Source organism: Pseudomonas sp. MF6767 (genome assembly GCF_016405475.1).
Taxonomy (GTDB): domain Bacteria; phylum Pseudomonadota; class Gammaproteobacteria; order Pseudomonadales; family Pseudomonadaceae; genus Aquipseudomonas; species Aquipseudomonas paracarnis.
The window spans coordinates 59,148-78,452 of the sequence record NZ_JAEKCY010000007.1; the positions used below are offsets into that span (position 1 = coordinate 59,148).

The following is a 19,305-nucleotide window of genomic DNA, read 5'->3' on the forward strand; positions in this document are numbered from 1 at the left end:
GATAAGAGTCAAGCCTTCTGGCTGTGCAGGTTTTTCATCGCACGGTTCCATTCACCGGCGAAGATATCCGGCAGCACGCCGAGGGCAAAATCGATGCTGGCATCGAGTTTTTCCTGTTCGGCGCGTGGCGCACGACCCAGGACGAAATTTGAAACCATACTGGCAACGCCTGGGTGGCCAATGCCGAGCCGCAGACGGTAAAAATTATTCTGATTGCCCAACTGCGCGATGATGTCACGCAGGCCATTGTGCCCACCATGCCCGCCGCCGAGCTTGAGCTTGGCTACGCCGGGTGGCAGGTCCAGTTCGTCATGGGCCACCAGGATTTCTTCGGGTTTGATCCGGAAGAAGCCCGCAAGCGCCGCGACAGCCTGGCCGCTGCGGTTCATGTAGGTGGTGGGAATCAACAGACGAACATCCTGACCCTGATGCGAGAAGCGCCCGGTCAGGCCAAAATATTTGCGATCGGCCACCAGATTGATGCCTTGGGCGTGGGCGATACGCTCAACAAAAAGGGCCCCCGCGTTATGCCGGGTCTGTTCGTATTCGGCGCCTGGATTTCCCAGGCCAACGATCAGTTTAATGGCAGTCACGACAGGGGCCCTTCCTTTGGAGTTGTGGATAACATCGCCGTACCCAGGTGCGGCGAAAGTGGACGACACTACATCATTTACTCAAGAGTAAACGCCGCGTTATCGCCCGCTTTCTCGCTACGTTTCGGTCCGCGATGTTTCCTCAAGCTCCGGCAATACAGAGTGAATTACTCTGCAGCGCCTTCTTCAGCTTCTTCTGGAGCAACGCGTGGAGCGTGAACGTTGGCAACAGCTTTGTCATCACCGTGAGCCAGTGCAACAAACTCAACGCCTTTAGGGGCCTTGAGGTCGGACAGGTGAACGATGGCGCCGATTTCCAGAGCCGACAGGTCGACTTCGATGAACTCAGGCAGGTCTTTCGGCAGGCAGGTCACTTCGATTTCGTTCAGGACGTGAGAGATCTCGCCGCCTTTCTTGACCGGAGCTTCTTCACCCACAAAGTGCACAGGCACGATGGCGGTCAGTTTCTGGCCAGCTACAACGCGAACGAAGTCAGCGTGCATGATGAACTGCTTGGAAGGGTGACGCTGCATTGCTTTAACGATGACGTTCTGCTTGGCGCCGTCGACGTTCAGCTCGATAACGTGGCTGTAGGCAGCTTCGTTTTCGAACAGCTTGGCGATTTCCTTGGCCAGGATGGTCACGGATTCAGCAGGCTTGTTACCACCGTAGACAACGGCTGGGATGTTGGCGGCGTGACGCAGGCGGCGGCTCGCACCTTTCCCCAGGTCAGTACGCGCTTGGGCGTTCAGAGTAAATTCGTTCATGTTGTATCTCCAAAATAGCCATCATCGAGGGGCGTTTGCGACCAGCGCCGAACTCGATATGGGCAAAAAAGCCCCGCCCCAGCGGAATGCTGGGGCGGGGCGCTTTTCGTCAGTGAGGTGATCCGTTGGTTTGACCCTTAACGGAACATCGCGCTGATCGATTCTTCATTGCTGATGCGGCGAACCGCTTCGGCAACGACCGGTGCAATATCCAGTTGGCGGATACGTGCACAGGCTTGAGCTGCGGCGGACAACGGGATGGTGTTGGTCACCACCAGTTCGTCCAGCACGGAGTTCTCGATGTTCTCGATCGCTCGGCCCGACAGCACAGGGTGTGTGCAGTAGGCGAAGACTTTTGCTGCACCGTGCTCTTTCAAGGCTTTCGCCGCGTGGCACAGGGTGCCGGCGGTGTCGACCATGTCATCAACCAGAATACAGGTGCGCCCTTCGACATCACCGATGATATGCATCACTTCAGAGTGATTGGCTTTCTCACGGCGTTTGTCGATGATCCCGAGGTCCACGCCCAGGGATTTGGCAACAGCCCGTGCACGCACGACGCCACCAATGTCCGGGGACACGATCATCAGGTTTTCAAAGCGCTGGTCTTCGATGTCATCCACCAGGACGGGGGAGCCGTAGATGTTATCTACCGGAATATCGAAGAACCCCTGGATTTGGTCAGCGTGCAGGTCAACCGTGAGCACACGGTCGATACCTACCACGGTCAGCATGTCAGCAACGACTTTCGCGCTGATAGCTACACGTGCGGAGCGCGGACGGCGATCCTGACGGGCATAACCAAAGTAAGGGATTACAGCTGTGATTCGAGTCGCTGAGGAGCGGCGGAAGGCATCAGCCATCACGACGAGTTCCATCAGGTTATCGTTGGTCGGAGCGCAGGTCGGCTGAATAATGAAGACGTCTTTACCGCGGACATTTTCATTGATCTCGGCTGTAATTTCGCCGTCGGAGAATTTACCGACAGAGATGTCACCGAGAGGGATATGCAGCTGACGTACGACACGTCGAGCCAGATCGGGGTTGGCATTCCCCGTAAAGACCATCATCTTGGACACGCGCAGTACCTAGAGGCTGAGGGTAACCTGGATGAGTATTAGAAAATGGCAGGGGCGGCTGGATTCGAACCAACGCATGGCAGGATCAAAACCTGCTGCCTTACCGCTTGGCGACGCCCCTGTATCTGTTGCAACGAGTGCCTAACACTCGGTTCCTTTTAGAGCAGACTTTGCAGCTTGCGATGCAACATCGAAACGTTGCTTCCTTTTGCTACAAACCCTGTAAGGGTCTCTGTAAGAAGGGCCGAGACTTTATCAGCTTCAGCTTTGCTTGGGAAGCCCCCAAACACACAACTTCCAGTTCCGGTTAATTTTGCTTCGGTAAATTTACCTAACAAATTCAAAGCGTTACGTACCTCTGGATAACGCCTTGCTACAACCGGTAAGCAGTCATTTCGACTGTTTCCCTTGGGAACGGGGCGCACTTTAATGGGAGAAGAGTTACGTGTCAACAACGGATCTGAAAAAATTTCTGCTGTACTTACAGATACTTGCGGCACCAGCACGACATACCAAGGTTCTTCGGGCTCTACAGGGGTGAGTTTTTCCCCGACGCCTTCAGCAAATGCGGCGTGCCCCCGCACGAAAACCGGGACGTCGGCGCCCAGCGTGAGGCCCAGCGCAGCAAGGCGATCGTGGTCCCAGCCCAGTTGCCATAAGTGATTGAGGCCCAACAAAGTGGTCGCGGCATTTGAGCTGCCGCCACCGATACCACCGCCCATGGGCAGGATTTTGTCGATCCAGATATCAATGCCAAGTGGGCAGCCGGATTGTTCCTGAAGTTTTTTGGCCGCCCGCACAATCAGATTGCTGTCGTGGGGCACACCGTCGAATTCGGTGTGCAACTGAACCACGCCATCGTCACGCACGGCAAAGGTGAGCTCATCGCCGTAGTCGAGAAACTGAAACAGCGTCTGCAACTCGTGGTAGCCATCTTCACGGCGGCCAAGGATGTGCAGCATCAGGTTGAGCTTGGCCGGGGAGGGCAGGGTCAATTTTTGTGCGGACACGTTATTGCCCCAGTTTGCGCGGTTGCCAGTCCTTGATCACCAGCGTGACATCAAGGTCGGTGCCATGCAGCTTGATACGTTCGGGAAGCCAATAACCGCTTTGCTCCACGTAGCTCAAATATTCGACCTGCCAGCCATCCTGCTCCAGGGTGGCGAGGCGGCTGTCGCCATTGAGGCTCAGACGGCTCTTGCTGTCCGGCGCCGGCAGACCGCGCACCCACCAGACCAGATGCGAGACGGGCAACTTCCAGCCAATTTGCTGCTCCAGCAATTCTTCCGGGGAGGTTGCCTCGTAGCGGCCCTGGTTGGCCACTTCCAGGCTCACTTGCCCTGGCCGGCCAGTCAGGCGGGCCGCGCCACGGCCCAGGGGGCCCGAGAGGCGAATGTCGTAATAGTCCTGGCGCTGCAGCCAGAACAGCGTGCCGCTGCCAGAGTCTTTCGGCGCACGTACTCCGACCTTGCCCTCGATCTGCCAGCCATCAATGCTGCTGAGCTGGTCCTTGTGTTGTTTCCATTGTGCCGGGTTGCCCTGGCCTTCAACGGATTCACGGCTGCCGATGCCCGCGCAACCGGCGAGCAGGGCGATGAAGCTGAAAACGATAACGTGGCGCAAGAACATAAGCTTAAAGGGTCTCGGATCCGGTCAGGCGCTTGATGGTGCTGCGCAGGATGGGGCTGTCGGGTTGTTCCTTGAGGAATTTTTCCCAGATTTGTCGGGCTTCGCGCTGCTTGCCATTGGCCCAGAGCACTTCGCCCAAGTGTGCGGCAACTTCCTGGTCCGGGAAACGCTCCAGGGCCTGGCGCAGCAAGCGCTCGGCCTCGTCGAGGTTGCCCAGGCGGTAATTCACCCAGCCCAGACTGTCGAGCACGGCAGGGTCTTCCGGGTTGAGCGCATGGGCTTGTTCAATCAGCGCCTTGGCTTCGGCGTAGCGCGTGGTGCGGTCGGACAAGGTGTAGCCCAGGGCGTTAAGTGCCATGGCGTTGTCCGGGTCGCGCTTGATGATCAGCCGCAGGTCTTTTTCCAACTGCGCCAGGTCATTGCGTTTTTCTGCCTGCATGGCGCGGGTGTACAGCAGGTTCAAATCGTCGGGGTATTGCAGCAACGCCTGTTGCAACAGTTTCCAGGCGCGTTCGCCCTGTTTGTTGGCCGATAAGGTCTCGGCCTGGATCAGGTACAGCTGGATGGCGTAATCCGGCTCGGCATCGCGGGCCGCGGCCAGGCGTTTTTCCGCTTCGTCGGTGCGGCCGTTGCTCATCAGGATATCGGCCTGGCGCAATTGCGCTGGCAGATAATCATTGCCGGGGCCGACCTGGGCGTATTCAAGCAGAGCCGCCTGCGGGTCGTTGCGCTCTTCAGCGATGCGGCCCAGGTTCAGGTGCGCCGAGTCCACGTGGCTGTCACGTTCGATCAGCTCTTGCAGGTAGCCCTTGGCCTCGTCCCAGGCTTTGGCTTCCAGGCACACCAATGCCAGGGAATAACGCAGTTCGTCGTCGTCCGGGTATTGCTGGACCAGGTTGGCGAACTGCACTTTGGCGTCTTCCATACGGTCCTGCTCAACCAGCATACGTGCATAGGTCAGGAGCAGGCGCTTGTCGCCGGGGTATTTCTTGATGCTTTTTTCCAGCAGCGGAATCGCTTCCTTGCCGCGGTTAAGGCTTTGCAGCAGGCGTGCACGCAACAGGATGGGCGCGATTTCACCTTCTTCCGGCGGGTTCTGCTCCAGCAGCTTGAGCGCGGCGTCGGCTTCATCGTCCTGTTGCAGCAGCAGGGCCTTGCCGAAAATCAACTGGCTGTTCTTCGGGTGCTTTTGCAGCAGGCGATCGAAACTCTTCATCAGGCCGTTGCGCGTGTCCTGGTCGGTGTCGGCGGCCGACAGCGCAAGAAAGTCAAAATGTGTGTCGCCTTTGCCCTGCAGGACCTTCTCCATATAAACCATGGAGTCGTCATAGCGCCCGGCACGCGCCAGTTGCACGGCTGCGGCGCGCTGGGCTTCCAGATCATCCGGGGCATTTTTGGCCCAGATCAGCGAGGTGTCCAGCGCTGCCTGATCGGCGCCCAGGTATTCGGCGATGCGAAACGCTCGCTCGGAAATCCCCGGGTCCTGGGTGTTGATGGCCTGGGTCACGTAATTATCCAGCGCAATATCAAAGCGATTGCGTTGGCCGGCCAGCTCAGCTGTCAGCAGGCTGTAGATCGTTTCTTCACTGAACGAGGAATAAACCTTGGGTTTTTCAGGGGCGGGAGTGCTGTCTTCCACCGGCGACGTAGCGTCCGGCGACACGGGTGCCATGGCCTGGCAGCCGCTGAGGAAGACAAAAGCGAGGAGCAACGCGGAAGATCTATTCATATAGGAAGAGGACGACTAACCTGCGGTCGGATCATCATGACACAAGCCTTCGGCCAAACATAACCGGGGCACTCGGAATACGACTATTGCTGCCTTTTGCCTTTCCTTTGTAGGAGCGAGCTTGCTGGCGAAAAACCTGAGAGCGCCGCTGGGCGCCCGGCTTGCCGCGTTATCGTTGACGATTTTCGCGAGCAAGCTCGCTCCTGCAAAAGTGCATTGATAAGCATAAGGTATAGGGACAATAGACGACGGTGGTTGTTCTGAATCTTTCGAAGTAGGACAATTGTCGGCTTCCCGACATCATCAGCGATATTGAATGGCCTTCCTCGCACTCGGTATTAACCACAAGACTGCCTCCGTAGACGTGCGCGAGCGCGTGGCGTTTACGCCAGAGCAGTTGGTTGAGGCCTTGCAGCAGCTCTGCCGGCTTACCGACAGCCGCGAAGCTGCGATCCTTTCGACCTGCAATCGCAGCGAGCTCTATATAGAGCAGGAACATCTCTCGGCGGATGTGGTGCTGCGCTGGCTGGCCGATTATCACCATTTGAGCCTCGATGACCTGCGTGCCAGCGCTTATGTGCATGAAGAGGATGCGGCAGTTCGTCACATGATGCGCGTGGCGGCCGGTCTCGACTCGCTGGTGTTGGGTGAACCGCAGATTCTCGGCCAGATGAAGTCTGCCTACGCCGTGGCGCGTGAGGCCGGCACCGTCGGCCCATTGCTGGGCCGCCTGTTCCAGGCCACCTTTAATTCCGCCAAGCAAGTGCGTACCGATACGGCCATCGGCGAAAACCCGGTGTCCGTGGCCTTTGCCGCAGTGAGCCTGGCCAAGCAGATTTTCAGCGACTTGCAGCGCAGCCAGGCCCTGCTGATCGGCGCTGGTGAAACCATCACCCTGGTGGCCCGTCACCTGCACGATCTTGGCGTGAAGCGCATCGTGGTCGCCAACCGCACCTTGGAGCGCGCCAGCATTCTGGCCGAGCAGTTCGGTGCCCATGCGGTGCTGCTGTCGGACATTCCCGCTGAACTGGTGCGCAGTGATATCGTCATCAGTTCCACCGCCAGCCAATTGCCGATTCTGGGCAAGGGCGCGGTCGAGAGCGCGTTGAAGCTGCGCAAGCACAAGCCGATCTTCATGGTAGATATCGCCGTTCCACGGGATATCGAGCCCGAAGTCGGCGAGTTGGACGACGTTTACCTTTATAGCGTCGATGATCTGCATGAAGTGGTCGCTGAAAACCTCAAGAGTCGTCAGGGTGCCGCCCAGGCCGCCGAGGAAATGGTCAGCACCGGCGCTGAAGATTTCATGGTGCGCCTGCGTGAACTGGCGGCAGTGGATGTGCTCAAGGCGTATCGTCAGCAGGGCGAACGCCTGCGTGATGAAGAGTTGCTCAAGGCCCAGCGCATGCTGGCCAACGGCAGCGGCGCCGAAGAAGTGCTGATGCAATTGGCCCGTGGCCTGACCAATAAACTGCTCCACGCTCCTAGTGTCCAGTTGAAAAAGCTTACCGCCGAAGGCCGCCTCGATGCGCTGGCCATGGCCCAGGAACTCTTTGCCCTCGGTGAGGGCGCGTCAGACAGCTCTTCGGATAAAAAACCGCAATGAAAGCGTCACTGCTCAATAAACTGGATGTGCTCCAGGACCGTTTCGAAGAACTGACCGCCTTGCTCGGCGATGGCGAGGTCATTTCCGATCAAACCAAATTCCGTGCTTATTCCAAGGAATACGCCGAAGTTGAGCCCATTGTGGCCACTTATAAACACCTGCTGAAAGTCCAGGCCGACCTCGAAGGCGCCCAGGCCCTGCTCAAGGACAGCGACCCGGACATGCGCGAAATGGCCGTGGAAGAAGTCCGCGAAGCCAAGGAAAAACTCGCTGAGCTTGAGGGTGACCTGCAACGCATGCTGCTGCCCAAGGACCCTAACGACGGACGCAACGTTTTCCTCGAAATCCGCGCTGGTACCGGTGGCGACGAGGCGGCGATTTTTTCCGGTGATCTGTTCCGCATGTATTCGCGCTATGCCGAGCGTCGCGGCTGGCGCGTGGAGATCCTCTCCGAGAACGAGGGCGAGCACGGCGGTTATAAAGAAGTCATCGCCCGGGTTGAAGGCGACAACGTCTACGGCAAGCTGAAGTTCGAATCCGGTGCGCACCGCGTACAGCGGGTGCCTGCGACGGAATCCCAGGGCCGCATCCACACCTCGGCGTGCACCGTCGCCGTGTTGCCTGAGCCGGACGAACAGGAAGCCATCGAGATCAACCCGGCGGATTTGCGCGTGGACACTTACCGCTCATCCGGCGCGGGTGGCCAGCACGTTAACAAGACCGACTCGGCGATCCGTATCACACACTTGCCGTCGGGCATTGTGGTGGAGTGCCAGGAAGAACGTTCCCAGCACAAGAACCGTGCGCGGGCCATGTCCTGGTTGTCGGCCAAGTTGAACGACCAGCAGACCAGCGCCGCGGCCAACGCAATTGCCAGCGAACGCAAGCTGCTGGTGGGCTCCGGCGACCGCTCCGAGCGTATCCGTACCTACAACTTTGCCCAGGGCCGGGTCACGGACCATCGGGTCAACCTCACCCTGTATTCCCTCGACGAAATTCTCGCCGGGGGCGTGGATGCGGTGATCGAGCCGTTGCTCGCCGAATACCAGGCCGACCAACTGGCGGCGATAGGTGACTAAATGACCATCATCGCCAGCCTGCTGCGCGCCGCTGACCTGCCCGACTCGCCGACGGCGCGCCTGGACGTGGAGTTGCTGCTGGCCGCTGCCCTGGGCAAATCACGCAGCTATCTGCATACCTGGCCGGAAAAGATCGTCAGCAGCGAAGACGCGCTGACCTTTTCCGGCTACCTGCAGCGCCGCCGCAGCGGCGAGCCGGTGGCCTATATCCTCGGCCAGCAAGGCTTCTGGAAACTCGACCTGGAAGTAGCACCGCACACTTTGATCCCCCGCCCGGAAACTGAGTTGCTGGTGGAAGCTGCCCTGGAATTGCTGCCCGCCACGCCCGCCCAGGTCCTGGACCTGGGCACCGGTAGCGGCGCCATCGCCTTGGCCTTGGCCAGCGAACGTCCGGCCTGGCAGGTCACGGCGGTCGACCGTGTGCTGGAGGCCGTGACCCTGGCCGAGCGCAATCGTCAACGCCTGCACCTCACTAACGCCACGGTGCTCAACAGTCACTGGTTCAGCGCCCTGCAAGGCCAGCGCTTCGACCTGATCATCAGCAACCCGCCCTACATTGCCGACAATGACCCGCACCTGGTGGCCGGCGATGTGCGCTTCGAACCGGCCAGTGCGCTGGTGGCGGGGCACGATGGCCTGGACGATTTGCGCCTGATCATTGCAAAGTCTCCTGCTCACCTGAACGACGGCGGCTGGCTGTTGCTCGAACACGGTTACGACCAGGCCCAGGCCGTGCGCGACTTGTTGCTGAACCAGGGCTTTGACGGCGTACACAGCCGCATCGACCTTGGCGGTCACGAACGCATCACCTTGGGGCGCCGCCCGTGCTGACCGACCAGGAGCTGTTGCGCTATAGCCGGCAGATTCTGTTGCAGCATGTCGACATTGATGGCCAATTACGCCTGAAACAGAGCCGCGCGTTGATCGTCGGCCTGGGTGGCCTGGGCGCTCCGGTGGCGCTTTACTTGGCCGCTGCTGGGGTGGGCGAATTGCACCTGGCTGATTTCGATACGGTCGATTTGACCAACCTGCAACGCCAGATCATCCATGACACTAACAGCGTGGGGCAGACCAAGGTCGATTCGGCCATGGGGCGCCTGAGAGCGATCAACCCTGAAGTCGCCCTGGTCGCCCATCGTGCTGCGCTGGATGCCGACTCGCTGGCTGCTGCGGTCAACGCAGTGGATCTGGTGCTCGATTGCAGCGATAACTTCTCTACCCGCGAGGCGGTCAACGTAGCCTGCGTTGCCGCCGGCAAACCGTTGGTCAGTGGCGCGGCCATTCGCCTTGAGGGGCAATTGTCGGTATTCGACCCCCGCCGCGCTGACAGTCCCTGCTACCAATGTTTGTATGGGCACGGCAGCGACACTGAACTGACCTGCAGCGAAGCCGGCGTTGTCGGGCCGTTGGTCGGTGTGGTTGGCAGCCTGCAAGCGCTGGAAGCCTTGAAGCTGCTGGCCGGTTTTGGTGAGTCGTTGGTAGGGCGCCTGTTGTTGATCGATGCGCTGACCACGCGTTTTCGCGAGTTGCGCGTCAAGCGTGACCCAGGCTGCAGCGTCTGCGGGGCAAAGCATGGTTAAGGGCGCGCCTGTTGGTGTGTTCGATTCCGGTATCGGCGGCCTGACGGTGCTGGAAGAAATCCAGCAGTTGTTGCCCCACGAGTCACTGCTGTACGTGGCGGACTGCGGGCACATTCCCTATGGTGAGAAAACGCCGGCGTTCATTCTTGAACGTTCTCGCTCGGTCGCTGAGTTTTTCCGCGAGCGGGGCGCCAAGGCCTTTGTGATTGCCTGCAACACGGCGACGGTCGCCGCGGTGGCCGATTTGCGCCAGGACTACCCCGACTGGCCGCTGGTAGGCATGGAGCCTGCGGTCAAACCTGCTGCCGCGGCCACGCGCAGTGGTGTGGTGGGTGTGCTCGCCACTACGGGCACACTGCAAAGCGCCAAGTTCGCCGCCTTGCTCGACCGTTTTGCCACCGATGTGCGGGTGATTACCCAGCCGTGCCCGGGCCTGGTGGAGCTGATTGAAGCCGGCGACCTCAACAGCCCCGCCTTGCACTCCCTGCTGCAAGGCTATATTGAGCCGCTGCTTAGCGCCGGTTGCGACACCATCATCCTGGGTTGCACTCATTATCCCTTCCTCAAGCCACTCCTGGCGCAGATGCTGCCCCCCAGCATCATCCTCATTGATACCGGCGCCGCCGTGGCGCGCCAGCTCAAGCGCTTGCTGGGTGAGCGCGACCTGCTGGCCATTGGCGAACCTGAACCTGCACAGTTCTGGACCAGCGGCGATCTGTGTCACCTAAGAAATATCCTACCGACACTTTGGAAACATCCTGGAGTTGTGCGAAGCTTTGGCTCGTGAAAATTTCGTGAAATCAGCCTGAAAAAAGCTGAACTTCTGGCTATGCGTCGGCTTCTATAGCCCGTTAGCCTGTACACAACCCAATTATTCCGTTTGCAAAGGATGTTTCACATGAAGCGCTTGTTCTGTTTGGCTGCGATTGCGGCCGCTATGTTGGGACACTCTGTTTCAGCCCAGGCCGCCGGCCTGGAGTTCGGCTTGGGGAGCACCAGCGATTCGACGCTGACCTACCGCCTGGGCCTGACCTCCGATTGGGACAAGAGCTGGATGCAGAGCAATGTCGGCCGACTGACCGGCTACTGGAGCGGCGCCTATACCTATTGGGAAGGGGATGATCGTGCGGGCGCCAGCAGCCTGTCGTTCTCGCCGGTGTTTGTGTATGAGTTTGCCGGCGAGTCGGTCAAACCCTACATCGAAGCCGGTATCGGCGTGGCGTTGTTCTCTCGCACTCGGCTGGAAGACAACAACATCGGCCAGTCCTTCCAGTTCGAAGACCGCCTGGGTTTCGGCCTGCGGTTCAACGGCGGGCATGAAGTGGGCATTCGTGCCACGCATTATTCCAACGCCGGCATTAGCAGCAATAACGATGGTGTAGAGAGTTACTCGCTGCACTACACCATGCCGCTGTAATGCACTGTAGGAGCGAGCTTGCTCGCGAAGAACCTCAACGATAACGCAGCGAATCAGGTTTAACGCGGCGTTCTCAGGTTTTCGCGAGCAAGCTCGCTCCTACAGAATCAGCGGTAGGCCGTGGTAATGCCTTCACGCTCTTCAAGGCATTCCGGCGCCCCCATCTCGAACTCCCGGCAAATCAACGGCCGAAGCTCATAGATCGTGCACATCATCGTGTCGCGGTCCAGCGCTGCGCACCAGCCGTCGTCCAGGCGCAGCATCACCTCGCCCCCCCAATCGTCGGTATCGATAAAGCGTTGTGGTACGCCGGTGTCGGTGATCAGCATGACTTCCAGCTGGCAGCAACAAGCCGCGCACGTCGAGCACGTGACGGGTTCGGTGATTTGAATGTGAGGGATGTTGGTCATAGGCGCGCAGTGTAAGGCAAGTGCGTCAGATGCGTATGAATGCTCGGACGGGCGTCAGTGTTCCAGCCTCTGCGCAACCCCGTGTAACAGCGGAAAGAGCATGGCCCATAACAGCGCCAGGCCGATCAGTGTTGGGGCGGTGCCGTACGCAAAACTCACGCCTGCCAATTGACTGCCGGCGTAATAAGACAACGGCCCGCCCACCGCGCCTAGCAGGCTGGCGAGCCACCAGGGCCGTGCGCTCCAGGCCAGGCAATGGCGCAAGGTGGTGGCCAGCAAGGCCCATAACAGTATCAGCCACAGCGGAATCAGTGGCCCCGGCGTATTGAACTCAAACACGCCGAGCCCACGCAGTGCCGTATCGACCAGTGTTCCCAGCACCGTCACGGCCAGAATCACTTGCCCCTCTCTTGCCCAAGAACTTATCCACAGCAAGTGTGCGCCCAGTACCGCGACGCCGATCAGCAACCAACGGCTATCGCCGCCGAGTACGCAGGCAAACCAGCCGCACTGAAACAGCACGGCGTTGGCCAGGGATTTAAGCACTGAAACGCCCGAGCAGCGGCGGATTGATGGCCGCCGGTTTGGCCAGCAGCAACTGCGCGGTGCCGATGGTGCGCTCCATAAAGCCACCTTCGCAGTAGCACAGGTAAAACTCCCACAGGCGCAGGAAGTATTCGTCATAACCGAGTTCGGCAAGACGGCCATGGGCGCGGCGAAAGTTTTCATGCCACAGGCGCAGGGTGCGGGCGTAGTGCAGGCCGAAGTCTTCCATGTGCAGCAGGTTCATGTCGGTGTCACGGCTGACGATCTGCAGCATGTTTTGTACACAGGGCAGCGCGCCACCAGGGAAGATGTAGCGCTGGATAAAGTCGACGCTGCGTTTGGCCTGCTCAAAGCGTTGTTCACGAATAGTGATGGCTTGCAGCAGCATCAGGCCGTCGGGCTTGAGCAACTGGGCGCATTGTTTGAAATAGGTGGGCAGGAAACGATGGCCCACCGCTTCAATCATTTCGATCGACACCAGCTTGTCGTACTCACCGGTGAGGTCGCGGTAATCGCTCAGCAGCACGGTCACACGATCTTGCAGGCCCGCCGCCTGGATACGCTGCGCGGTGTAGGCGAACTGCTCCTTGGACAGGGTCGTGGTGGTGACCCGACAGCCGTAATGCTGCGCCGCATACAGCGCCATGCTGCCCCAGCCGGTACCGATTTCCAGCAGATGGTCGCTGGGCTTGAGCGCCAGTTTCTGGCAGATGCGCGCTAATTTGTTCAGTTGTGCCTGTTCCAGGGTGTCATCGGGGGTCAGGAACTGCGCCGCCGAGTACATCATGGTGGGGTCGAGAAATTCTTCGAACAGGTCGTTGCCCAGGTCGTAATGGGCGGCGATGTTTTTTTGCGAGCCTTTGCGTGTGTTGCGGTTGAGCCAGTGCAGTCCCTGAGTGAACGGCCGGGCCAGGCGAGCCAAGCCACCCTCCATGGCGTCGAGCACCTCCAGGTTGCTGACCATCACCCGCACCACGGCGGTGAGGTCGGGGCTGGTCCAATAACCATGGATAAACGCTTCGCCGGCGCCGATCGAGCCATTGGCCGCCACCAGCCCCCATACCGCCGCGTCGAGAATCTGGATCTCGCCCAGCAGGTGTGCTTCCCGCGCGCCGAAGACTTGCCGCTCGCCATCCTCGATGATCACCAACTGGCCGTGGCGCAATTGGCTGAGCTGGCGCAACACGCCTTTGCGCAATAGCGCAGCGGTCATGCCGTTGACGTTCAGGCGGTTAGCCTTGACCGATAAGCTAGGGGATTTCATGGTGGCGATCCTTGGTATACCCGACTGCGGTGCGAGAGGCGCCATCGGCGGCCTGGTGGGAAAAAATCGGTGTGCGTTTGAGCAGCAGGCGCAAGGCTTGCCAGTAGATCGCAAGGCCGGTCTTGGCGGTCATCCAGGGAAAGCGCCACAAATAGCGATGCAGGCTGGCGCGGTTCAGTGCCTGTTTTTCCAGGCTCAAGGTGGCGTCGAAGACTTTTTGCGTGCCTTGCCAATCGGCCATGTGCACGCCGAGCCTGGCGGCGGGTGGGCTGAAACTCATGCGGTATTCCAGCTCGCGAGGCAAAAACGGCGACACATGGAAGGCCTTGGCCACGGCGAAATGCTGGTGCTCATCGGCGCCCAGTGCCTGGGCGGGCAGCACGTAGTGATAGCGCTCGCGCCATGGGGTGTTGGTCACTTCACACAGGATCGCGGCCAGTTGCCCGTCAGCCTCGAAGCAGTAGAAGAAACTCACCGGGTTAAAAGCCAGGCCCCAACTGCGGGCCTGGGTCAGCAGGCAGATAGCGCCCTGGGGTGTTTGCCCCAGGGCCTTGCCGACTTCCTGGCGCACGGCATCGCTCAGGCTCATGCCGTGGCGCGTGAATTCACGCAGGTAATCCTGCTGGCGGAAACCGAAAGGCGCCAGGCGACCCGTGCCGGCCAGCGGCGAGAGCCCCAGTACTTCATCCTCTTCACTGAGGTCCAGATACAACAGGCCGATGCGGTAGCGAAAGGCGTGGGCCTTGGGCGTAAACCGGCGATGGGCGATCCAGCCGCTGTAGAGGGCGCTGTTCACAGGGTTTCCCCAAACGCCTGGGCCACGCGCAGAGCGCTGACCACGCCGTCTTCGTGAAAGCCGTTGGCCCAGTAGGCCCCGCAGTAAAAGGTATTGCGCACGCCGTTCAATTCTTCCCAGCGTGCCTGTGCGGCGACTGCGGCCAGGCTGTATTGCGGATGGGCGTAGGTGTAGCGCGCCAGGATCTTCAGTGGGTTGATCATCGGCGTCTGGTTGAGGCTGACGCAAAAGGTAGTGGCGCTGTCGATGCCTTGCAGGATGTTCATGTCATAGGTGACGGCGGCCTGTTGTTGCACGTTGCCCGTCAGCCGATAGTTCCAGCTGGCCCAGGCCAGTTTGCGGTCGGGCAGCAGGCGTGTGTCGGTGTGCAGCACCACGTCGTTTTCGGCGTAGGGCAGGGCGCCGAGGATCTGCTGTTCGGCCTGGCTGGGGTCATCGAGCAAGGCCAGGGCCTGATCGCTGTGGCAGGCGAATACCACGCGGTCGAAGGTTTCGCTGCCGGCCGGGCTGTGGATAACCACACCCTCGTCGTTGCGTTGCACCTTATGCACAGGGCAGTTGAGCCGTATCTGTTCGCGAAAGCTGCGGGTCAGCGGCTCGATATAACAGCTGGAGCCGCCCTCGATCACACACCATTGCGGGCGGTTGCTCACCGAGAGCAAGCCGTGATTCTTGAAGAAGCGCACAAAAAACTGCAGCGGAAACTTGAGCATATCGGCCAGGGACATCGACCAGATGGCAGCGCCCATCGGCACGATGTAATGCCGGATAAACCTGGGGCCATAGCCGCCAGCGGTGAGGTAATCGCCCAGGGTCATGTCGGCGCTGATGCGCTGTTCTTGCAAGTCCAGGGGCGCCTGGCGATTGAAGCGCAGGATATCGCGCAACATGCCCCAGAATCCCGGCGACAGAATATTGCGGCGCTGGGCAAACAGGCTGTTGAGGTTGTTGCCGTTGTACTCGAAGCCTGTGCTTTGGTCGCACACCGAAAAACTCATCTCGGTGGGTTTGAACCTGACCCCGATCTGCTCCAGCAGACGGATGAAGTTCGGGTAGGTCCAGTCGTTGAACACAATGAAGCCCGTGTCCACCGCATAGTTTTTGCCGTCGACCGTCACGTTGGCCGTGTGTGTATGCCCGCCAATGCAGTCATTGGCCTCGAACAGCGTAATGTCGTGGCGACGGCTGAGCAGGTAGGCGCTGGTCAGCCCGGCGATGCCGCTGCCGATAATGGCGATCTTCACAGGTCGTCCTTCTTCGGTGGCGGGCTGCGCAGCATGCGTTTGCCGATGATCAGTTGCGCGCGGTTGGGCAGCTTCGACAGCGGCCACAAGGTGGCAATGAACAGGGCCGGAAAGGCGATTTCCAGCGGGCGTTTTTCCAGCTTGGCGAAAATGTGTTTCGCGGCTTTGTCGGCCGGCCAGCTCAGGGGCATCGGGAAATCATTGCGCTCGGTCAGCGGCGTGTCGACGAAGCCTGGGCTGATCACAGTGACATCGATGTTTTCCGGCGATAGGCCGATACGCAGGGATTCGAACAAGTAACGCAGGCCGGCCTTGGACGCGCCGTAGGCTTCGGCGCGGGGCATGGGCAGGTAGGTCACGGCACTGGCCACGCCCACCAGGTGCGGGGTGCGCCCTGCGCGCAACAGTGGCAGCGCGGCCTCGATGCAATAACTGCTGGCCAGCAGATTGGTACGCACCACGTGCTCGATGATCGAGGCGTCAAATTGCCGGGCGTCGACGTATTCACAAGTGCCGGCGTTGAGGATCACCGTGTCCAGCGAACCCCAGACCTCGCTGATACGCTCGCCGATCTCGCGCACGGTCTGGCTGTTGGTCAGGTCGCCGGCCACCACCAGAACCTGGCCTGGATATCGAAGGGCGAGGGCATCCAGCGGGCCTTGGGTGCGGGAACTCAGGGCCACTTGGGCGCCGCTCTCGAGCAACTCCACGGCCAGCGACGCACCGATACCACTGCTGGCGCCGGTCAGCCAATAACGACGGGGCGGTGTAAGGCTCATCCCATTCTCCTTTTCAGCCAACGAATAACGCGACCCAGTAGGGGGACATGTTCATAGAGCAGGGCGCCGGCATCGAAATAGTCGCGATGGCGGTAAACCTTGTCGTGCCACATCAAATGAGAACAGCCTGGCACCTCGATCACCTGGCCGCTGGCCAAGCGTGGGTGACGAAAACGCATAGTCCAGCGCAGGTAGCCCTCGCCTTCGGCCACGGTATCGAAGCCGTGGAAGTCAAAATGCAGCTCGCTGACGTTGCTGTACAAGTCGGCAAAGTAACGCCGCAACGCTGGCAGGCCCTGGACTTCATGCAGGGGGTCGGCAAAGGCGGTGTCCTCGCTGTACAGGCGGCCGAGCAGGTGCAGGTTGTGCTTGTCCAGCGTGGCGAAGGTGTGGGCAAACTGGTGCAGGAAGTCACTCATGTTCGGCCATCTCCTGACGCGAAGGCAGCCGGCGAAATGCGGCCAAGGCGCGCTCGCGAGACTGTTTCAAATCGACGATGGCACGCGGGTAATCCGCCACGCCGAACAGGCCCCCAGCCGCTTCGGGGTTGTGCACTTGTTTTTTATTCAGCGCGGCCAGTTCCGGGAGCCAGCGTTTGATGAATACGCCGTCACCGTCGAATTTTTCCGATTGGCTCAGCGGGCTGAATATCCGGAAATACGGCGCCGAGTCGGTGCCCGTGGACGAACTCCATTGCCAGCCGCCGTTGTTGGCCGCCAGATCACCGTCGATCAGGTGGCGCATAAAGAAGCGCTCGCCCTCGCGCCAGTCGATCAGCAGGTTCTTCGTCAGGAACATCGCCACCACCATGCGCAGGCGGTTGTGCATCCAGCCGGTTTCCAGCAATTGGCGCATGGCCGCGTCGATGATCGGCAAGCCGGTGCGCGCCTGTTGCCAGGCGGCCAGGTCTTCGGGCGCCTTGCGCCAAGCCAGCGCTTCGGTTTCCGGGCGAAACGCGCGGTGGCGGGAAACCCGTGGGTAGCCGACCAGGATGTGCTTGTAGAACTCGCGCCACAGCAGCTCGTTGATCCAGGTGATGGCGCCGATGTCGCCGCTTTCGAACTCGCCCTGGTTGGCTTGCAGCGCGGCGTGCAAGCACTGGCGCGGCGAAACCACTCCGGCGGCCAGGTAGGCAGAAAGCTGACTGGTGCCGGGCTTGGCCGGGAAGTCGCGTTCGTCCTTGTAATAGCTGATCTGCTGATCAACGAAGGCATCGAGGCGACGGCGCGCCTCGTCTTCGCCAGCGGGCCAGAGCGCACGCAAGGTTTCGCTGGGTGTCGGGAACCCTTCGACTGCCGTCGGCACAGGGTCGCTTTTCACGCCAGGCTCGGCCTGGGCCTTTGGCGTCGGCACCACGCGGGGCAGGGCGCTGTGCAGGCGGCTGTAGCAGACCTTGCGGAACTGGCTGAACACCTGGAAGTAGGTGCCGGTCTTGGTCAGCACACTACCCGGCTGGAAAAACAGTTGGTCCAGGTAGCTGTGGAAGGTCACGCCGTCAGCTTCCAGGGCCTGGGCCACGGCGCGGTCGCGGCGGCTCTCGTGAACGCCATATTCCTCGTTGACGTGTACCGACTCCACCGACAGCTCGCGGCACAGTTGGCTCAGTACCGTCGGCGCCTGGTCCCAGGTCGCGGCGTGGCGGATTAACAGCGGAATGTTGAGGTTGCCCAGTGCCTGGCTCAGGTGCTGCAAGTTGCGCAGCCAGAAATCGACTTTGCACGGCGCGTCATCATGCGCCTGCCATTGCTCGGGCGTGATCAGGTAAACAGCCGCGACGGGGCCGCGCTGGCACGCGGCCGCCAGGGCAGTGTTGTCGTGCAGGCGCAAGTCGGTGCGCAGCCAGATCAGATGCATTTAGACAATTCCACGCTGGATCAATAATTGATGGGCCGCCAACAGGTCCTCGGCCACGAACAACTCAGGGATGTCCTGGGTTAATACGCCCAACTCGGCGTGGTGGATGCACACCGTTGGTCCGGCAATCACCGTTGGGCAATGGATGCCGCCCAGCAGTTTGCTGAGTGCCGACACTTGCAACGCCTTGCTTGAGTACAGCAGCACCGCACGGGGTTGCAGGTGTTCCACCGCCAGGGCCAGTTCGCCGACAGGCAGTGGCCAATCGAATACTTCCACCGGGCAATCGGCACTGCTGGCCAGCCAGGCGCTGAGCCACAGGTGCGGTTCCAGGGGCAGGTCGGAATGATTGACCAGCAACAGGGGCGCGCCGTGGAGTTGACGATTGTTGTGATAGATCCGTGCGCCAAACTTGCTGCGCAGCCAGGACAGGAAGAACACCCGCTCCATCTGCGCGCCGAACTGGCCCTGCCAGCGTTGTTCCAGCTCGTTGAGCAGCGGTAGCATCAATTGCTCGCACAAGGTGCGTGGCGGGTAAAGCGCCATGGCCTGGTTGAAGGCGTCATCGACCCGGCGCTCGGCCAGTTCACTGATGGCACTCACCAAATGCTGGCGCAGGCTCTGCCACTCGTTTTCCATCGGCTCCGGGCTACCTTGGGCGGAGTCGATCAGCCCTTTGACCTGGCTGACCGGCACGCCGCGATTGAGCCAGGTGAGGATGGCCTGGATGCGTTGCACATGTTCGGCGCTGAACAACCGATGCCCTTTGGGCGTGCGCTGGGGCACGATGAGGCCGTAGCGGCGCTCCCACGCGCGCAGCGTCACCGCATTCACGCCGGTCTGGCGCGCCACCTCGCGGATCGGCAGCCAGCCGTTTTCCAGGGCCAGGGCGAGGTCTTCGCCGGGTTCGTCGAGCAGGGCAGGTTTCATGGG

Annotated in this window: 21 protein-coding genes and 1 tRNA gene; 6 read left to right on the top strand and 16 right to left on the bottom strand. The window is 60.4% G+C overall.

Features of this window, described 5'->3' with window-relative positions:
• Window positions 1-8: 8 nt before the first annotated feature.
• The 7 genes from pth to JFT58_RS13520 all read right to left on the bottom strand — a co-directional run bounded on the left by pth (window position 9) and on the right by JFT58_RS13520 (window position 5,797).
• A complete protein-coding gene (gene pth / locus JFT58_RS13490; RefSeq protein ID WP_003188350.1) occupies window positions 9-593 on the bottom strand; it encodes an aminoacyl-tRNA hydrolase in 585 nt (194 codons plus the stop codon).
• A gap of 167 nt (window positions 594-760) precedes the next feature.
• Complete coding sequence (locus JFT58_RS13495) at window positions 761-1,360, bottom strand: 50S ribosomal protein L25/general stress protein Ctc (RefSeq protein WP_003188351.1); 600 nt, start codon at window positions 1,358-1,360, stop codon at window positions 761-763.
• 137 nt (window positions 1,361-1,497) lie between these two features.
• Window positions 1,498-2,439, bottom strand: coding sequence for a ribose-phosphate pyrophosphokinase (locus JFT58_RS13500; protein WP_003171603.1), 942 nt, complete (start codon window positions 2,437-2,439; stop codon window positions 1,498-1,500).
• 46 nt (window positions 2,440-2,485) lie between these two features.
• Window positions 2,486-2,560: transfer RNA gene (locus JFT58_RS13505), tRNA-Gln, on the bottom strand.
• A gap of 37 nt (window positions 2,561-2,597) precedes the next feature.
• The gene (gene ispE / locus JFT58_RS13510) at window positions 2,598-3,401 is read right to left on the bottom strand and encodes a 4-(cytidine 5'-diphospho)-2-C-methyl-D-erythritol kinase (protein ID WP_186353529.1); all 804 of its coding nucleotides are present in this window, start codon (window positions 3,399-3,401) and stop codon (window positions 2,598-2,600) included.
• Window positions 3,402-3,450: 49 nt separating this feature from the next.
• Window positions 3,451-4,068: a lipoprotein insertase outer membrane protein LolB gene (gene lolB, locus JFT58_RS13515; RefSeq protein ID WP_032893661.1), complete on the bottom strand. Its 618-nt coding sequence runs from the start codon at window positions 4,066-4,068 to the stop codon at window positions 3,451-3,453.
• Window positions 4,069-4,072: 4 nt separating this feature from the next.
• Window positions 4,073-5,797: a tetratricopeptide repeat protein gene (locus JFT58_RS13520; RefSeq protein ID WP_034128082.1), complete on the bottom strand. Its 1,725-nt coding sequence runs from the start codon at window positions 5,795-5,797 to the stop codon at window positions 4,073-4,075.
• 316 nt (window positions 5,798-6,113) lie between these two features.
• Between JFT58_RS13520 and hemA the strand changes: the two genes are divergently transcribed.
• From hemA to JFT58_RS13550, 6 genes are all read left to right on the top strand, one after another.
• Complete coding sequence (hemA, locus tag JFT58_RS13525) at window positions 6,114-7,403, top strand: glutamyl-tRNA reductase (protein WP_003188356.1); 1,290 nt, start codon at window positions 6,114-6,116, stop codon at window positions 7,401-7,403.
• Window positions 7,400-8,482 carry a peptide chain release factor 1 gene (gene prfA, locus JFT58_RS13530; protein WP_054896862.1) on the top strand — a complete coding sequence of 361 codons (1,083 nt, stop codon included), beginning with the start codon at window positions 7,400-7,402 and terminating at the stop codon, window positions 8,480-8,482. Before hemA ends, prfA begins: the two co-directional genes overlap by 4 nt.
• Window positions 8,483-9,313: a peptide chain release factor N(5)-glutamine methyltransferase gene (gene prmC / locus JFT58_RS13535; RefSeq protein WP_054896863.1), complete on the top strand. Its 831-nt coding sequence runs from the start codon at window positions 8,483-8,485 to the stop codon at window positions 9,311-9,313.
• Window positions 9,307-10,062 carry a molybdopterin-synthase adenylyltransferase MoeB gene (locus JFT58_RS13540; RefSeq protein WP_054896864.1) on the top strand — a complete coding sequence of 252 codons (756 nt, stop codon included), beginning with the start codon at window positions 9,307-9,309 and terminating at the stop codon, window positions 10,060-10,062. Before prmC ends, JFT58_RS13540 begins: the two co-directional genes overlap by 7 nt.
• Window positions 10,055-10,849, top strand: a complete 795-nt coding sequence (gene murI / locus JFT58_RS13545; RefSeq protein WP_034128078.1) for a glutamate racemase — start codon at window positions 10,055-10,057, stop codon at window positions 10,847-10,849. Before JFT58_RS13540 ends, murI begins: the two co-directional genes overlap by 8 nt.
• 111 nt (window positions 10,850-10,960) lie before the next feature.
• Window positions 10,961-11,479 (top strand): acyloxyacyl hydrolase, encoded by a 519-nt coding sequence (locus JFT58_RS13550; protein WP_014716838.1) that lies wholly within the window; start codon window positions 10,961-10,963, stop codon window positions 11,477-11,479.
• A 107-nt stretch (window positions 11,480-11,586) separates the two neighbouring features.
• On the opposite strand, the gene JFT58_RS13555 is transcribed toward JFT58_RS13550, so the two are convergent.
• Genes JFT58_RS13555 through JFT58_RS13595 form a run of 9 tightly spaced genes read right to left on the bottom strand, consistent with a single transcriptional unit; the run spans window position 11,587 to window position 19,302 of the window.
• On the bottom strand, window positions 11,587-11,889 hold the full coding sequence (locus tag JFT58_RS13555; protein WP_003188364.1) for a YkgJ family cysteine cluster protein: 303 nt from the start codon (window positions 11,887-11,889) through the stop codon (window positions 11,587-11,589).
• Between the two features lie 54 nt (window positions 11,890-11,943).
• Window positions 11,944-12,435 carry a DUF2878 domain-containing protein gene (locus JFT58_RS13560; protein WP_054896865.1) on the bottom strand — a complete coding sequence of 164 codons (492 nt, stop codon included), beginning with the start codon at window positions 12,433-12,435 and terminating at the stop codon, window positions 11,944-11,946.
• A complete protein-coding gene (locus JFT58_RS13565; RefSeq protein WP_054896866.1) occupies window positions 12,428-13,699 on the bottom strand; it encodes an SAM-dependent methyltransferase in 1,272 nt (423 codons plus the stop codon). Before JFT58_RS13565 ends, JFT58_RS13560 begins: the two co-directional genes overlap by 8 nt.
• Entirely contained in the window at window positions 13,686-14,495 is an 810-nt protein-coding gene (locus tag JFT58_RS13570; protein WP_054896867.1) for a DUF1365 domain-containing protein, read from the bottom strand. Before JFT58_RS13570 ends, JFT58_RS13565 begins: the two co-directional genes overlap by 14 nt.
• On the bottom strand, window positions 14,492-15,739 hold the full coding sequence (locus JFT58_RS13575; RefSeq protein WP_054896868.1) for an NAD(P)/FAD-dependent oxidoreductase: 1,248 nt from the start codon (window positions 15,737-15,739) through the stop codon (window positions 14,492-14,494). Before JFT58_RS13575 ends, JFT58_RS13570 begins: the two co-directional genes overlap by 4 nt.
• Window positions 15,736-16,518, bottom strand: coding sequence for an SDR family NAD(P)-dependent oxidoreductase (locus JFT58_RS13580; RefSeq protein ID WP_054896869.1), 783 nt, complete (start codon window positions 16,516-16,518; stop codon window positions 15,736-15,738). Before JFT58_RS13580 ends, JFT58_RS13575 begins: the two co-directional genes overlap by 4 nt.
• The gene (locus JFT58_RS13585) at window positions 16,515-16,937 is read right to left on the bottom strand and encodes a nuclear transport factor 2 family protein (RefSeq protein ID WP_054896870.1); all 423 of its coding nucleotides are present in this window, start codon (window positions 16,935-16,937) and stop codon (window positions 16,515-16,517) included. The genes JFT58_RS13580 and JFT58_RS13585 overlap by 4 nt, the downstream gene beginning before the upstream one ends.
• Window positions 16,930-18,372 (bottom strand): deoxyribodipyrimidine photo-lyase, encoded by a 1,443-nt coding sequence (gene phrB, locus JFT58_RS13590; protein WP_054896871.1) that lies wholly within the window; start codon window positions 18,370-18,372, stop codon window positions 16,930-16,932. The genes JFT58_RS13585 and phrB overlap by 8 nt, the downstream gene beginning before the upstream one ends.
• Window positions 18,373-19,302, bottom strand: coding sequence for a MerR family transcriptional regulator (locus tag JFT58_RS13595; protein ID WP_034128070.1), 930 nt, complete (start codon window positions 19,300-19,302; stop codon window positions 18,373-18,375).
• Window positions 19,303-19,305: the final 3 nt, after the last annotated feature.

Bases quoted from the DNA above. Each gene is read 5' to 3' on its own strand.
- prmC (WP_054896863.1), top strand. From the start codon at position 8,483: ATGACCATCATCGCCAGCCTGCTGCGCGCCGCTGACCTGCCCGACTCG.
- JFT58_RS13595 (WP_034128070.1), bottom strand. From the start codon at position 19,302: ATGAAACCTGCCCTGCTCGACGAACCCGGCGAAGACCTCGCCCTGGCC.
- JFT58_RS13495 (WP_003188351.1), bottom strand. From the start codon at position 1,360: ATGAACGAATTTACTCTGAACGCCCAAGCGCGTACTGACCTGGGGAAA.
- hemA (WP_003188356.1), top strand. From the start codon at position 6,114: ATGGCCTTCCTCGCACTCGGTATTAACCACAAGACTGCCTCCGTAGAC.
- murI (WP_034128078.1), top strand. From the start codon at position 10,055: ATGGTTAAGGGCGCGCCTGTTGGTGTGTTCGATTCCGGTATCGGCGGC.
- JFT58_RS13585 (WP_054896870.1), bottom strand. From the start codon at position 16,937: ATGAGTGACTTCCTGCACCAGTTTGCCCACACCTTCGCCACGCTGGAC.
- prfA (WP_054896862.1), top strand. From the start codon at position 7,400: ATGAAAGCGTCACTGCTCAATAAACTGGATGTGCTCCAGGACCGTTTC.
- phrB (WP_054896871.1), bottom strand. From the start codon at position 18,372: ATGCATCTGATCTGGCTGCGCACCGACTTGCGCCTGCACGACAACACT.
- lolB (WP_032893661.1), bottom strand. From the start codon at position 4,068: ATGTTCTTGCGCCACGTTATCGTTTTCAGCTTCATCGCCCTGCTCGCC.
- JFT58_RS13580 (WP_054896869.1), bottom strand. From the start codon at position 16,518: ATGAGCCTTACACCGCCCCGTCGTTATTGGCTGACCGGCGCCAGCAGT.
- JFT58_RS13565 (WP_054896866.1), bottom strand. From the start codon at position 13,699: ATGAAATCCCCTAGCTTATCGGTCAAGGCTAACCGCCTGAACGTCAAC.
- JFT58_RS13555 (WP_003188364.1), bottom strand. From the start codon at position 11,889: ATGACCAACATCCCTCACATTCAAATCACCGAACCCGTCACGTGCTCG.
- ispE (WP_186353529.1), bottom strand. From the start codon at position 3,401: ATGCTGCACATCCTTGGCCGCCGTGAAGATGGCTACCACGAGTTGCAG.
- JFT58_RS13550 (WP_014716838.1), top strand. From the start codon at position 10,961: ATGAAGCGCTTGTTCTGTTTGGCTGCGATTGCGGCCGCTATGTTGGGA.
- JFT58_RS13520 (WP_034128082.1), bottom strand. From the start codon at position 5,797: ATGAATAGATCTTCCGCGTTGCTCCTCGCTTTTGTCTTCCTCAGCGGC.